This is a genomic window from Paenibacillus piri, assembly GCF_004354045.1.
In the GTDB taxonomy this organism is placed as follows: Bacteria; Bacillota; Bacilli; order Paenibacillales; family NBRC-103111; genus Paenibacillus_S; species Paenibacillus_S piri.
Genome location: NZ_SMRT01000002.1, coordinates 355694 through 368979 on the forward strand (window position 1 = coordinate 355694; position 13286 = coordinate 368979).

Sequence of the window (13286 nt, forward strand, 5' to 3'; positions counted from 1 at the left end):
AAGGAGGTACATCCTAACAATGAATCATTTGTCTAAAACTACTAATATTTCGTCTGTGTCCCATATTCGTCTTAAAAATGGTTTGCTTAGTATTTGGGCACAAATCGTCAAGTACAGGTATATGTATCTGCTGACTTTGCCGGGCTTCATTTATCTTTTGTTATTTAAATTCGTCCCAATGTGGGGACTTATTATTGCATTTCAGAATTACAACCCGTTTAAGGGGATTTCGGGAAGCGAATGGGTCGGGCTCAAACATTTCTTGGAATTGTTTAACGATACAAAATTTTATATGATGCTTCGCAATACGTTATTAATCAATTTGTTTGGCCTTATCTTTTATTTCCCGATCCCCATTCTTTTAGCTTTGATGCTGAATGAGGTTCGACATGACATCTTTAAAAAGCTGAACCAATCGATTGTGTATATGCCGCATTTTTTATCCTGGGTAATTGTGGCCAGTATGACTTTTTTTGTTCTATCGACCGATATCGGGATAATCAATAAAATCATTTATTCCTTTGGTCATGAGCCCTTCCCGTTCTTAACCAAAGTCAATTATTTTTGGGGAATCATTACGGCGCAAACGATATGGAAGGAAGCGGGTTGGGGGACGATTATATTCCTTGCCGCCGTCGCGGGCGTCGATCCGCAAAGGTATGAGGCGGCGGTTGTCGACGGCGCTTCCCGCTTTCGGCAAATATGGCATATTACGCTGCCCGCTATCCGTCCCACGATTGTTATATTGTTGATTTTACGTCTCGGCAATATGGCCGATGTAGGCTTCGAACAAGTATTGTTAATGTTAAATCCGCTTGTCAGTGAGGTAGGAGAGGTTTTTGACACGTATACCTTTACGCAAGGTATTATGCGGGGGCAATTCAGCATTGGCGTCGCCGTCGGTTTCTTCAAAGGCTTCGTAGGATTAATTTTTGTAATGGCTTCAAATTATATTGTTAAGAAACTCGGTTATGAGGGCATTTACTAAGTTAAGAAAAGAGGGAGGAGACCATGAGTTTTGTACAAAAGAAAGGTTTGACGCCGTTTGATTATGTGAATTATACATTACTTTCAATTATTTCGCTCGTCAGCGTGTTTCCTTTTATATATGTGTTCAGCGTATCTCTGACGAATCCTGATGCATATATTCCCTTTACCTTTTATTTGATTCCCAAAGAATTCTCTTTTGCGTCGTATAAGTATATATTGTCTACCGACAGTTTTATCAATTCACTGAAAAGCACGGGATTCATAACGGTTGCAGGCACCATTCTCAATCTGGTTATTACGTTCACCATGGCATACGGGCTGACGAAAAAAATGATGCTTGGAAGAAACTTTATGCTTGGCTGCGTCATATTCACTTTGCTTTTCAACGCGGGGATCATCCCCAGCTATTTATTGGTGAAACAAATGGGATTGCTCAATTCATATTGGGCATTGATAATACCCAGTTTGACTAATGCCTGGAGTTTGATTGTTGTAAAAAGTTTTATGGATTCTCTTCCGGAAGAGCTGGAGGATGCCGCCCGAATTGACGGGTGCAATGATCTTATGGTATTTATCCGCATCATCATCCCTCTATCGATGCCAGCGATAGCCGCTTTCACGTTGTTTTTTGCGGTAGCGCACTGGAACAGTTATTTTAATGCGCTCATATATCTCACCGATACGAAGAAATGGACGCTGCAGCTTTTGATCAAAACGCTCATCATCGATTCGGATTCGAATGGGATTGCTGCAGCCGGTGCCAATGACGATAAAATGATTCCGCAGGAAACGATTCGAATGGCCGCAGTAGTACTGGCGATGCTTCCCATTCTGCTTGTTTATCCGTTTCTTCAAAAACATTTCGCCAAAGGGGTGATGATCGGTTCCATCAAAGGGTAGAGAAACGCCAAGTGCATAATCATGATTTCGGGAGGAATGAAGGAATGCCTATCCATACAGTTGAAACTTTAGGGAATTTAATTAACGGACAGTGGGTAACCGGTCAAGCAACGTATGATGTCTTTCATAAGTATACGGGCGAGCTGATTGCCAGGGCGGTCAAATCGTCGCGCGAAGAGGTAGACCAGGCAGTTCATAATGTGCGGGAAACGTTCCTGACGAAACAGTTGCCCCCTCACCGACGTTATGAAATTTTATTACAAGCCGCTGAAATCTTTCGGCAGCGTAAAGAAGAGCTTGCCTTAACGATTGTCCGGGAAGGGGGCAAAGTGTTAAAGGATGCGCGAATGGAGGTTGAACGGGGCATTCAGACGTTCATTGCTTCAGCGGAAGAGGCGAAAAGATTGCATGGACAAGAAATCCCCGTTCAAGGACAACCGGGTAACGACAATAAAATGGCCTTCACCCTGCGTGTCCCTGTCGGTATCGTATGCGCAATCACACCGTTCAATTTTCCCTTTAATTTGGTTGCCCATAAAATTGCGCCGGCTCTTGCTGCAGGCAACACGGTGATATTGAAGCCCGCCGGAACGACTCCGCAAACCGCTGCCAAGATGGCGGATATATTGCTTGAGGCAGGTCTTCCGCCTGGTTTTTTAAATATCGTCAATGGGCCCGGCAGAGAGATCGGACAGTATTTGTTGGAGGACCCTCGCATTTCCATGTATACGTTCACCGGAAGCACGGAAGTAGGCAAACAGATCAAAGCCGCCTCCGGGATTCGCAAGGTGACTCTGGAGCTCGGGAGCAATTCTCCGAATATTGTTCATAAGGATGCCCCTGATTTGGATAAGGCGGCCCGATTGTGTGTAACGAGGGGCTTTGCGAACGCAGGCCAAGCGTGTATTTCCGTGCAGAGGGTGTATGTGCACCAAGACGTCTATCCTACATTTGTTGATAAAGCGGTTGAGGTGGCTTCCGCCCTTGTGACCGGAAACCCTGAGCTGGAAGAAACCGATATCGGTCCGATGATTTCGGAGAGAGAAGCGGAGCGGGCGGAACAGTGGATCCAGGAGGCGGTTCAGCAGGGAGCGATCGTTGCCTGCGGCGGGAAACGGAAGGGTCCGGTTCTTGATCCGACGATCCTGACCCATGCCTTACCCTCAATGAAGGTAGTGTGCCAGGAGGTGTTTGCGCCGGTAATTTGCATTATCGCCTATCAGGAAATGGACGAAGTTATGCAAGCGGCGAACGATTCCAATTACGGCCTGCAGGCGGGCATTTTCACCTCCGATCTGCAATTGGCGCTGCGGGCAGCCAGGGAGTTGGATTTTGGCGGTGTGATCATTAACGATGTTTCCACTTTTAGAGCCGATATTATGCCTTATGGCGGTGTGAAGGACAGCGGCTATGGTAAAGAAGGCCCGCGGTATGCCGTTAAGGAAATGACAAACGAAAAATTAGTGGTCATCGATTTAGGAAATTAGTCGAGTTGAGGTGGTCTAAGCATGAGAAACCAGTGGGAATTTTTCCCCAGCGGTAAAATTGTATTCGGACATGGCGCGATTTATAAACTCGGGTCAGTTTTAACCAAGCTGAATGCCCGAAATGTATTTCTCATTACCGATAAAGGCATCGTTCAATCCGGCATTCTCCGGTTGGTGATGAATATTTTGGAAAAGGACAACTTCCATGTCAGCGTGTTTGACGATACGACACCGGAACCGCCGATTTCCGTTGCTTTGCAGTGCTACGAGATTGCCAAATCGGATACCCCGGCGGATGCGATTATCGGATTAGGCGGCGGCAGCAGCATCGATTTGGCGAAAATCGTTGCTCTGCTCATGGCGCACGGGGGGCGACCGCAAGATTATTTTGGCGAAAACGCCATTCCATCGCCGATCGCCCCGCTCATTGCCATTCCCACTACAGCCGGTACCGGCTCGGAGGTCACATCGGTTGCCGTCGTGACGGATACGGATAACAACATGAAAGTGGGCATTTCCAACAATTATTTGCGACCGGCCGTTGCGCTGCTCGATCCTGAGCTGACGCTTCAATTGCCGCCCTATGTGACGGCATGCTCGGGCATCGATGCTTTATCGCATGCCATCGAAGCATACTTGGCCAAGGATTATAAATATATCCAGGCTGAAGGCGATATTTTGTTTCAAGGTTCGGCACCTATCAGCGATACGCTGGCTTTGCGGGCAATCGAGCTGATTTCCGGAAACTTGATCACCGCCGTGCAACAAGGTTCGAATGTTGAAGCACGATCCAACATGCTGCTTGGCAGCTTATTGGCCGGCTTGGCTTTTTCCAATGCCGGCACGGCTGCTGCCCATGCTTTGGCCTATCCGGTCGGAGGACTGACCAAGTCCCCGCACGGTGAAGTAACCGGCCTGCTGCTCCCTTATGTGGTCGAATTCAATGCCCGGACAACGGGCGACAAGATGGACCGGCTAGCTCAAGCCTTACATATCCGTCCCCTTGGTGCTCACCTTTCGTCTACGGAGACTATCCAAGCTGTCGTCTCCCGCCTTATTGAGCTTTTGCGGCAAACCGGGCTGCCTACACACTTAAGCTCCATCGGTATTTCAAGGGAACAGCTGCCGGAGATTGCGGCTAAGGCGATCCAGATCGAAAGGCTGATTCGGAACAATCCGCGCACGCCGACGGTGGAGGGATTCCTTCAGCTTCTTGAACATGCCTATTCTTTCGAGGAGACGATTTCATGAAAGTGGTCATCACCAGAGCCATACCGGATAGCTTGAAACAGCTGTTGGATCAGAGCTGTACGACGTACATGTGGAACGAAGACATCGAACCGATGCCGAGGGCGCTGTTATTGGAGCAAGTAAAGGATGCCGACGCGATATTTACCAATGTATCCGACCGAATAGACCTGGAAGTATTTCAAGCGGCTGCAAAGCTAAAGGTCGTCGGCACGATGGCCGTTGGATTTGATAATATCGATATCGCAGAAGCAACAAGAAGAGGAATCCCGGTCGGACATACCCCGGATGTGCTTTCAGAAGCGGTGGCCGATCTGACATTTGCGCTCATGCTCGCCACGGCGAGAAAAGTTGTGGAAGGAATGAACTACATCTTGGAGGGCAGTTGGAGAGGCTGGGGACCCATGCTGTTAACCGGGCAAAACATATATAATGCCACGCTTGGCATTATCGGGATGGGGGGGATTGGCCAAGGGGTAGCGAGAAGAGCTTGCGGATTCGGGATGCGGATTTTGTATCATAACCGGAGACGAAGGGAAGAGCTGGAACAACAATTAGGGGCTGAATACAGCCCGCTTGATGAATTATTGCAAGCCTCCGATTTTGTTGTGATGCTGGCTCCCGCTACGCCGGAAACGCGAAAGATGATTGGGAAAAGGGAATTGTCTCTGATGAAGTCTAACGCTATTCTGGTGAATACCTCCAGAGGAAGCAATGTGGATGAAGCGGCGCTTTTTACCGCACTCAAGGAACGTACCATTTGGGGAGCAGGACTTGACGTATTTGAGAAGGAGCCGATAAGACCGGATCATCCGCTGCTGACTCTGGAAAATGTCGTTGTCCTTCCCCATATTGGAAGCGCTACGTTAGAGACGAGATTCAACATGGCAAAAATCACCGCGCAAAATATATTGCAAGGATTAAAGGGAGAGCCGCTATTGTATTGCATAAATCAAGAAAGCTATTTAAAATCCGGGGAGGAAATCAAATGATTATTACGAATTTAACGTCTTATCTATTGCCTTGGGGAAGTTTATTCATCAAATTGGATACTGACGAAGGGATTAGCGGGTGGGGCGAATGCTCTCCCATGGGAGGCCATGTACTGCAAGCCATGGCCGTGCATTCTCTTAAACCGCTTGTGATTGGCAATGATCCGTTTGATGTTGAAGTTTTGTGGGAGAAAATGTTTTTAAGGCCATACAAACTCGGCCCGTCGGGCTCACTGCTAGAAACGATTTCCGGCATCGATATCGCGATCTGGGATATTATCGGAAAAGTAACAAACAAACCGATTTACCAGTTGATTGGCGGACGCTTTCGGGACCGGGTACAAATCTATTTCAGCTACGGCTGGGATAGAAAAGCAACCGTAGATGAGGTTGCCAAAATTATGGCCGCTAATGTGGAAAAAGGCTTCGATACTGTAAAATTGAGAATGAACTACGGTCCGCTAAAGGGTGAATATAAAAACGACCCGGGGTTGTCCATGATTAAGGCGATACGTAAAGCGGTTGGAGATGATGTGAGAATTGCATTTGACCCCAATAATGGTTACACGGCGCACAAAGCGATTCAGGTAGGACGTTATTTGGAGGAGAACGTCGGCCTTGCCTGGTTGGAGGAACCGACACCGCAGCATGATTACATTGCAATGGCCCAGGTTGCGGATGCGCTTGATACTCCTGTCAGCGCCGGAGAACACGAATATACCTTGTGGCAGTTCCGTGACTTGATATTGCAGGGAAAACCGGACATCGTTCAGCCTGATATAGTCAAATGCGGAGGAATTACCGAAGCGAAGAAAATTGCGGCTTTATGCGAGGCTTGGAGTAAACCGATTGTTGTGCATAATACTCAGCCGACCATTGGCACAGCGGCAAGCCTGCATTTCTGCGCTTCTGTATCAAATGCCATGTACCATCAGGAGTTTACCGGTCACCGGGAGGAGCTTTCGGCACTATTTAATAATCAATTGGAGTATAAAGACGGGTATCTGTTTCTGCCCGAAGGACCAGGGCTTGGACTGGAGGTAGTAGAAAACAAAGTGCGGGAAGCGGCTATAAGTATAATGTAAGAGGTACGTTAGCAGACTTTTGGAGAAGCGGGCTGTAAGTATTTCACCATTGTCAATCAAGGGGCATTTCGATGCCCCTCTTTTCATTTGCCGGACTAGCTTGCATTAATTTTCTTAAGAATCGTTTGTTGTGATGTCTGGTTTGCGTTTTGATATCATGAGGAAAACTTGACCAAAAATGTGCCGTCGAACCCGGGCAAAAATGTAATATTGCGAATAATTGCATAACGGCTAATAATACGGTATACCTATTTTTCAAATTGAAGGAGAGAGAACAAGTCATGGCACCATCAAACACACACCGGGGATCAACAGCAGTCCTGCCATTGCATAAAAAAGCAGCAGGCTGGAAAATGGCAGTGAGAGCGATAACCAAAAATAAATTTCTTTTATTTATGGCTTTGCCGGGCATTGCGTATTTTATAATTTTCGGAACGGAACTTATGCCGTATCTTTCAACGTTACATGAAGCAATCTCCCGGTCATTACAGTAATACCCTGCGTGCCCGGCAAATTTAATAGGTTTGATCTTATTTGCCGCGACTTTGTTCGCGAAAGTCGGCGACCAGGTTTTTAGCGAAAAGTATCGGGAGCAATCGGTCGTTAGCTATTGCGGGACTACCGTAACCTTAGTCAACAATGAGAAGGAATACGGGTCAGGGAAGGCTACAATTATTCAAAATTAGAAGACAAATCGATGGGAGATACTATCGCATACTGTAAGACGGTCATTGATTCAAAAAATCAAATAACAGCGCTAGGGATGTATAATTCATTTCTCCCACTGAGAAATAATAGCAGGTAAGAGAGCCAACCAAAGGCTCTTTCTTTTTTTTTGAACCCAAAGTAAGGAAAGAAGTAAGCATTTTGCCCGTGGCTTTGGAAGAATTAAGAAGAATTTGATAAAATAATAGAGTCGGGTTTGCGCCGGTCTATGCGGTCGAACTGAATTACAGGCGGCAGCCCTCCATTAAAACAAATAATAGTAATCGGGGTGCGATAAATGGGGAAAATCATTTGTTTTATATCAGATCAATTTGCCGATTTTGAGATTACACTTGCATTTCATAAAATGAAGAATGTTGGAGAAAAAGAAGTCTTGTCAATGGGGTATAATTATGAGACGGTAGTCAGTGAATCCGGCTTGTATTATAAACCTAACCTGACAGTTAATGAAGCAATGGAACTGAATGATATCGAGGGACTCATAATCCCTGGCGGCCCGATTCGAACCCAAAAAATTGAATTGACTGTGCTTATAAATAAACTCGATCAAGAAGAGAAGTTGATAGCTGCAATCTGTCACGGTCCGCAATATCTGGGTAGAGCCGGCGTATTAAATAGAAGGAAATTCACTACTTCTTGCTCCATAGAAAAAATCCATGAATTAGGCGTTGAAAATCCATTCCCGCGCGAAAATTTCCTGGATCAGCGTGTAGTGCGAGACGGCCATGTCATTACTGCAAAGGGTCGCGCATTTGTTGATTTTTCTTTTGAAATTTTTGATTACTTGGGTATTTATCAAGGTAAAAATGAGGAAAGAGAACAGCTGTTTAAAGATATAATGGATAGGTAAACATGCGCTCCTTATGCAGGAGCGTGGATTGAAATAATTGAACTAATATTGGGGGGGCCAGCAATGGGAAATTGCTTGATTTGCAATCGCATTAGCATGATTAAGGAAGGCTCAAATAAATATTTTGTAGCTGAACTTGAAACTGGCTATGTGGTAATTGGGGATCATCAATATTTCGAAGGATACGCGCTATTTCTTTGTAAGGAACATAAGAATGAGCTTCATGAATTAGATAGCGATTATAAGCAGAAGTTTTTGGTTGAAATGAGCAAAGTATCTGAAGCAGTTTATAAAGCGTTCAAACCAGATAAGCTTAACTATGAACTTCTAGGAAATGGTGATTCTCATATGCATTGGCACATTTTCCCAAGACGGTTAACAGAACCTAACCCTAAATCTCCGGTTTGGTGGACTCCCAAAGAAATTATGTATTCGGAAAGTGTTAAGCCAAGTAATGACGCATTAGAGGAATTAAAGAATAGACTATTAAAAGAGTTGGGAAAAATTATATAACCCCTGCTGCGAAAAATGGACGGCGCTATAGGCATATTTTCATATATGGCCGATTGTTGTATAATGAAAAGGTTATCAATTTGCGGAAAAGGTGATGACCTGTTTGAATATTTTTAAAATAGTGGCTTCAAACTGGACAGGAAACTCCTTGCCAAATGGAGATATTATAAAACATGGGGAACCTATATGAAACTTGATGAATTTAAAATAAAAGCAATCCTTCTTGGGTTTATAGTCAATTTAACAGGTACTTATTTGAGTACCGGGTTATTGGTTTTGGGGTATTTCAGTGTAAAGGGAATCAGTACAGATAATTTCAACGAAGTTTATTCCGATCATTTGATTTTAGGTATCTTATTAATTACTGGGCTAGCATGGTCTATGTTAGGTGGTTATATATGCGCTCGAACTGCTAAAAAATCCGAATATTTTAATGCGGCCTTTATCGGGGTAATTGGGCTCGCCATGTCCTCCTATAGTTTTGCAACAGGCGATCCATCGCCTATTTGGTATAAGTTGGTTGCTTTAATTGCGGAGATTCCAATTACATTATTAGGGGTAAAATTAGCCAGGTTGAAACGTGAGGAGCCGGTTAAATAAAGAGTTTAATCTGGAAAATCAGCATCGATTTTAAAACTCGCCACTGGAAGCCGAAGTTCGGATAACAATGTCATTGCAAATTGGAGTCAAATCGTATATTATGGACATTGTAGGTCCATAATAATAATTTTAGGAGGGAGGAGGGAAACATGCAGTTCTCCAAAAGTACAGATTACGCCCTGCACGCCTTGATTCATTTGGGTCACTCGGAGCGTCGCAACAACATCGGAATCAAGGAATTATCCACGACACTTGGCGTTTCGGAAAGCTATTTATCCAAAATCATGTCCAAGCTGAGGCAGGATGGAATCGTACGTGCTGTGCCAGGGGTGAACGGCGGTTACGAGCTTGCACGGTCGACCGATCAGATTACGTTTCTTGATGTGATTCAAGTGATTGAAGGAAGGCAGCAGTTGTTCGAATGCTCGAATACGAGCTCGCAGCAGCATCGTTTGTTAGCGGAAGAGGGAGCTGCACAGCGGGATCACGAATGTTCAGGAAAGAGCGAATGTTTGGTTGAGAAGGTGATGAACGGTGCGGAACAGCATCTGCACCAATACTTGCGGGAACACACGATCCAGTCGGTACTGGATATGGCTTTCAAGCGTTGCAACCATGAGGCAAACAAGAAGTAATATGCTTCTTGCGCTATAATTATGGATATTATAGATCTATGGAGGTGTGAGTTGGCGATGGAAAAACAACTTTTCGATGTGGCAATTATTGGCGGCGGACCGGCTGGGTTGAACGCCGCCCTGGTGCTGGGGAGGGCGAGGAAAAAGGTGGCGGTGATCGATGAAGGCCGTCCCCGCAACGCCGTGACTCGCGAGGCCCACGGGTTTCTTACCCGCGACGGGATCAGTCCGAGCGAATTTCGGCGAATTGCGAAGGAAGAAATTAGCGCTTATCCCTCCGTGTCTTTCATAGCGGAAACCGCTGTGTCGATTGCGGGAACGGACGGCCAGTTTCAAATTAAGACTGCGCAAGGACAAACTTTTGCTAGCAAGAAGGTATTGTTTGCCGTCGGCATGAAGGATCGGCCGCTCAACATTCCGGGACTGGCGGAGGTATACGGGAAAAGCGCTTTCGTCTGCCCGTATTGCGACGGCTGGGAGTTAAGGGATCAGCCGCTTGTCATCATTACGAAGGGGGCTGAGCTTATGCATTTCGCTCCACTCATATCCGGCTGGACGAACCGTTTTTCCGTCTGCACGAATGGCCCCGATGAACTGACGGATGCCGAGCGCGAGGAGCTCCAGCGGAATCAAGTACCTCTGTTCGACTCACCGATTCGGCACATCGACTCTAGCGATGGGATCGTTCGTCAAGTCATGCTTGAAGACGGGACGATCGTTCCATGCACGGGGATCTTTTTCAAGCCGGATCTGGTTACAGGATCGGACTTACCGCAAACGATCGGATGCGAGATTACGGAATGGGGGGCGATCGTCGTCGATGAATTCGGAAAAACGAACATCCCGGGCGTCTATAGCGCCGGAGATGCAGCATCGCGAATGCATCAGGCCATAGCTGCGGCTTCGATGGGCGCATTTGCCGCTGCAGTCATCAACAATGAACTGAATACAGAGGCTTGGGGGAGAAAAGGATGAGTAATTTGAACAATATCAAGCGCGGCCCGATCATGTTTGCCCTGATTATCGGCCTGTTCGTCGCCGCTTTGAACGAAACGTTGATGGGCAATGCCCTTCCCGAATTGATGAAATCGTTTGATGTGTCTGCAGCGACGGCCCAGTGGCTTTCCACTGCCTTCATGCTCGTCGTTGGCGTGCTTGTTCCGGTGACCGCAATCCTGCAGCAATGGTTCACGACCCGGCAAATATTTCTGTCGGCAATGAGTCTGTTCTTCGTCGGTACGGTCATCTCGGCGGTATCGCCGGCATTCGGCGTACTGCTGGTCGGGCGGATTAGTCAGGTTGTCGACGATCGGCTTTGGCGGAATCGTCTATGGGTTCAGCAGTGCCGGCGAACACGGTTGGTCGGAACCGGCAGTCATCTGGACGATCGCGGCGGGTGGCGTTGCGTTGTTGCTGTTCGTCTGGAGGCAGCTAATATTGAAGCAGCCTGTCATGGATTTACGTGAATTTAAATATCCGACATTTGCGCTTGTCGCGGTGCTGCTGTTTGTGCTTATGATGACCTTTTTCTCATCGGCGATCATGCTTCCGATGTTTATGCAAGGCGTGCTTATGGTAACAGCATTCAAGTCCGGTTTGATCCTCCTTCCTGGCGGGATTGTGAACGGGTTCATGGCGCCGGTCTCAGGCAAGCTGTTTGACAAGTTTGGGCCGCGCGTTCTGGTCATCCCTGGATTGGTTATCGCTGTTATCTCACTGTGGCAATTCACCCGATTCGACGAAGCGACGAGCACCGGCTTCCTCGTCGCCGTTCACATCGCACTGATGATTGGCATCGCGCTAGTGATGATGCCCGCACAGACAGCGGGGCTTAACCAGCTGCCAAGCCATCTGCACCCGCACGGGACAGCGATCTTAAACACGTTGCAGCAGGTGTCCGGCGCAATCGGTACTGCCCTGTACATCAGTATTATGTCGGGCGGACAGAAGCATTACTTGAGCGGAGCGAGCGATGCGCAGGCTCCGGCGGAAATCGCCAAAGGACTCGCAGCCGGTATCAACAACGCGTTCTGGTTCGGCGTCATCATCGCGATCGTTGCGCTCGTACTCGGCCTCTTTCTCCGTAAAGGGAAATCGCCGGAACATGAACAGGCGGCAGGATGAATCGGACCGTTCGTTTAGTGGAATCCATAAACCATAAGGAAAGCGTGGGGAATATTCATGAACGATTTTTTTAATGCAGCCATATGGGGAAAAGCATGGAAAGACGAGTCCGATTTGAAAATCAACAGGATGAAAAAGAATGGAATCGATCTTACCAGATCTTTTGACCATAAGGCCAAGATCTTCAACGAACAATCGTTTAACGAAGAAGGAAGAAAGCGAACCAAACGAATCATGAACTGGCTTGAAGGACAAGGAGTTCGATTCGAAAATGCCTCCGTGCTGGATATTGGAGCCGCATCGGGCGTGTTCTCGGTGCCGTTTGCGGAGCGGGGGGCCCGTGTAACCGCCGTAGAGACTTCTCCCCCGCTGATCGAATTGCTGGAAGAAAACATCTCGAACTTTGCCGAAGACCAGATGAAGATTGTACCCGTACCGTTTGAAGATATTGACGTAGAGGCCAAGGGCTGGAACCAGGCCTTCGATCTCGTCTTCGCCTCGATGAGCCCGGTCATTCACAATTGGGAGATCGTGGAGAAGGTGCTACAGTGCGCTCGAAAGTTCTGTTATATCAGTATGCCGGTACTACATACGGAGCACAGTCTGGTAAAGGAGGTTTGGCCGCTCGTCACCGGGCAGCCCTACCATTCGAAGCTTACGGAAATGGGATATTTGCTGCATCTGCTGTATCTTAAAGGTTATGCATACGAATCGTTGATCACGCGGGAAGGGAAAACGAAAGAGGTCTCCATAGAAACGGCGTTGCAGGAAGCGATGACTTGGCTTGGCCATCACCGTCTGCCTGTTGATGAGCGGAATCGGAATATCATTGCAGACTATTTGGAGCAAGCCTATCCGTCCGGAAAAGTCGTCATCCATGAAGGCGGACGTTTTGGCAAGGTACTGATTCGATTGCAGGATCAGAACATGTACATGAGAGAGATTTGAGTCTGAAAAGGCGGATTGCGTATTCATTCCAGAAAAATCAGAGATCACATATAGGAAAATTAGCGAGGCGACCAGCAGAGATGCTCTGGTCGTCTTGCTACGTAAATAGAAGTTTGTAAACGCCGTGCGAGCATACCGGTTTGCGGAATGGGAATGATCATCTAACAGTTTCATAATGACATGAAATC

The 13286-nt window shown here is 47.0% G+C and carries 13 protein-coding genes and 1 pseudogene; all 14 read left to right on the forward strand.

All coding sequences use genetic code 11. From position 1 onward, the window contains the following. Positions 1–19 precede the first annotated feature (19 nt). The 14 genes and pseudogenes from E1757_RS06435 (at position 20) to E1757_RS06500 (ending at position 13098) form a co-directional block, all read left to right on the forward strand. A complete protein-coding gene (locus E1757_RS06435) occupies positions 20–988 on the forward strand; it encodes an ABC transporter permease (protein WP_133226021.1) in 969 nt (322 codons plus the stop codon). Positions 989–1011: 23 nt separating this feature from the next. Then, positions 1012–1890: a carbohydrate ABC transporter permease gene (locus E1757_RS06440; RefSeq protein WP_133226022.1), complete on the forward strand. Its 879-nt coding sequence runs from the start codon at positions 1012–1014 to the stop codon at positions 1888–1890. Positions 1891–1934: 44 nt separating this feature from the next. Continuing rightward, a complete protein-coding gene (locus E1757_RS06445; RefSeq protein WP_133226023.1) occupies positions 1935–3377 on the forward strand; it encodes an aldehyde dehydrogenase family protein in 1443 nt (480 codons plus the stop codon). Between the two features lie 21 nt (positions 3378–3398). Continuing rightward, positions 3399–4628 carry a hydroxyacid-oxoacid transhydrogenase gene (locus tag E1757_RS06450; RefSeq protein ID WP_133226024.1) on the forward strand — a complete coding sequence of 410 codons (1230 nt, stop codon included), beginning with the start codon at positions 3399–3401 and terminating at the stop codon, positions 4626–4628. Further along, entirely contained in the window at positions 4625–5617 is a 993-nt protein-coding gene (locus E1757_RS06455; protein WP_133226025.1) for a 2-hydroxyacid dehydrogenase, read from the forward strand. The genes E1757_RS06450 and E1757_RS06455 overlap by 4 nt, the downstream gene beginning before the upstream one ends. Continuing rightward, on the forward strand, positions 5614–6702 hold the full coding sequence (locus E1757_RS06460) for a mandelate racemase/muconate lactonizing enzyme family protein (RefSeq protein ID WP_133226026.1): 1089 nt from the start codon (positions 5614–5616) through the stop codon (positions 6700–6702). Before E1757_RS06455 ends, E1757_RS06460 begins: the two co-directional genes overlap by 4 nt. A 281-nt stretch (positions 6703–6983) precedes the next feature. Continuing rightward, positions 6984–7196, forward strand: coding sequence for a hypothetical protein (locus E1757_RS06465; protein ID WP_133226027.1), 213 nt, complete (start codon positions 6984–6986; stop codon positions 7194–7196). A 509-nt stretch (positions 7197–7705) separates the two neighbouring features. Next, positions 7706–8278, forward strand: a complete 573-nt coding sequence (locus tag E1757_RS06470; protein WP_133226028.1) for a DJ-1/PfpI family protein — start codon at positions 7706–7708, stop codon at positions 8276–8278. Positions 8279–8341: 63 nt separating this feature from the next. Next, positions 8342–8791 carry an HIT family protein gene (locus E1757_RS06475; RefSeq protein ID WP_133226029.1) on the forward strand — a complete coding sequence of 150 codons (450 nt, stop codon included), beginning with the start codon at positions 8342–8344 and terminating at the stop codon, positions 8789–8791. 186 nt (positions 8792–8977) lie between these two features. Then, positions 8978–9391: a hypothetical protein gene (locus tag E1757_RS06480; protein ID WP_133226030.1), complete on the forward strand. Its 414-nt coding sequence runs from the start codon at positions 8978–8980 to the stop codon at positions 9389–9391. Between the two features lie 149 nt (positions 9392–9540). Further along, a complete protein-coding gene (locus tag E1757_RS06485) occupies positions 9541–10026 on the forward strand; it encodes an RrF2 family transcriptional regulator (protein WP_133226031.1) in 486 nt (161 codons plus the stop codon). Positions 10027–10083: 57 nt separating this feature from the next. Next, positions 10084–11001, forward strand: a complete 918-nt coding sequence (locus E1757_RS06490; RefSeq protein ID WP_133226032.1) for an NAD(P)/FAD-dependent oxidoreductase — start codon at positions 10084–10086, stop codon at positions 10999–11001. Then, positions 10998–12150 (forward strand): annotated as a pseudogene (locus E1757_RS06495) (MFS transporter). Before E1757_RS06490 ends, E1757_RS06495 begins: the two are co-directional and overlap by 4 nt. Positions 12151–12207: 57 nt before the next feature. Then, positions 12208–13098, forward strand: a complete 891-nt coding sequence (locus tag E1757_RS06500; RefSeq protein ID WP_133226033.1) for a class I SAM-dependent methyltransferase — start codon at positions 12208–12210, stop codon at positions 13096–13098. The last annotated feature ends 188 nt before the right edge of the window (positions 13099–13286 follow it).

Excerpts from the sequence above, each read along its gene's own strand:
- E1757_RS06435 (WP_133226021.1), top strand. The coding sequence starts at position 20 with ATGAATCATTTGTCTAAAACTACTAATATTTCGTCTGTGTCCCATATT.
- E1757_RS06440 (WP_133226022.1), top strand. The coding sequence starts at position 1,012 with ATGAGTTTTGTACAAAAGAAAGGTTTGACGCCGTTTGATTATGTGAAT.
- E1757_RS06445 (WP_133226023.1), top strand. The coding sequence starts at position 1,935 with ATGCCTATCCATACAGTTGAAACTTTAGGGAATTTAATTAACGGACAG.
- E1757_RS06450 (WP_133226024.1), top strand. The coding sequence starts at position 3,399 with ATGAGAAACCAGTGGGAATTTTTCCCCAGCGGTAAAATTGTATTCGGA.
- E1757_RS06455 (WP_133226025.1), top strand. The coding sequence starts at position 4,625 with ATGAAAGTGGTCATCACCAGAGCCATACCGGATAGCTTGAAACAGCTG.
- E1757_RS06460 (WP_133226026.1), top strand. The coding sequence starts at position 5,614 with ATGATTATTACGAATTTAACGTCTTATCTATTGCCTTGGGGAAGTTTA.
- E1757_RS06465 (WP_133226027.1), top strand. The coding sequence starts at position 6,984 with ATGGCACCATCAAACACACACCGGGGATCAACAGCAGTCCTGCCATTG.
- E1757_RS06470 (WP_133226028.1), top strand. The coding sequence starts at position 7,706 with ATGGGGAAAATCATTTGTTTTATATCAGATCAATTTGCCGATTTTGAG.
- E1757_RS06475 (WP_133226029.1), top strand. The coding sequence starts at position 8,342 with ATGGGAAATTGCTTGATTTGCAATCGCATTAGCATGATTAAGGAAGGC.
- E1757_RS06480 (WP_133226030.1), top strand. The coding sequence starts at position 8,978 with ATGAAACTTGATGAATTTAAAATAAAAGCAATCCTTCTTGGGTTTATA.
- E1757_RS06485 (WP_133226031.1), top strand. The coding sequence starts at position 9,541 with ATGCAGTTCTCCAAAAGTACAGATTACGCCCTGCACGCCTTGATTCAT.
- E1757_RS06490 (WP_133226032.1), top strand. The coding sequence starts at position 10,084 with ATGGAAAAACAACTTTTCGATGTGGCAATTATTGGCGGCGGACCGGCT.
- E1757_RS06500 (WP_133226033.1), top strand. The coding sequence starts at position 12,208 with ATGAACGATTTTTTTAATGCAGCCATATGGGGAAAAGCATGGAAAGAC.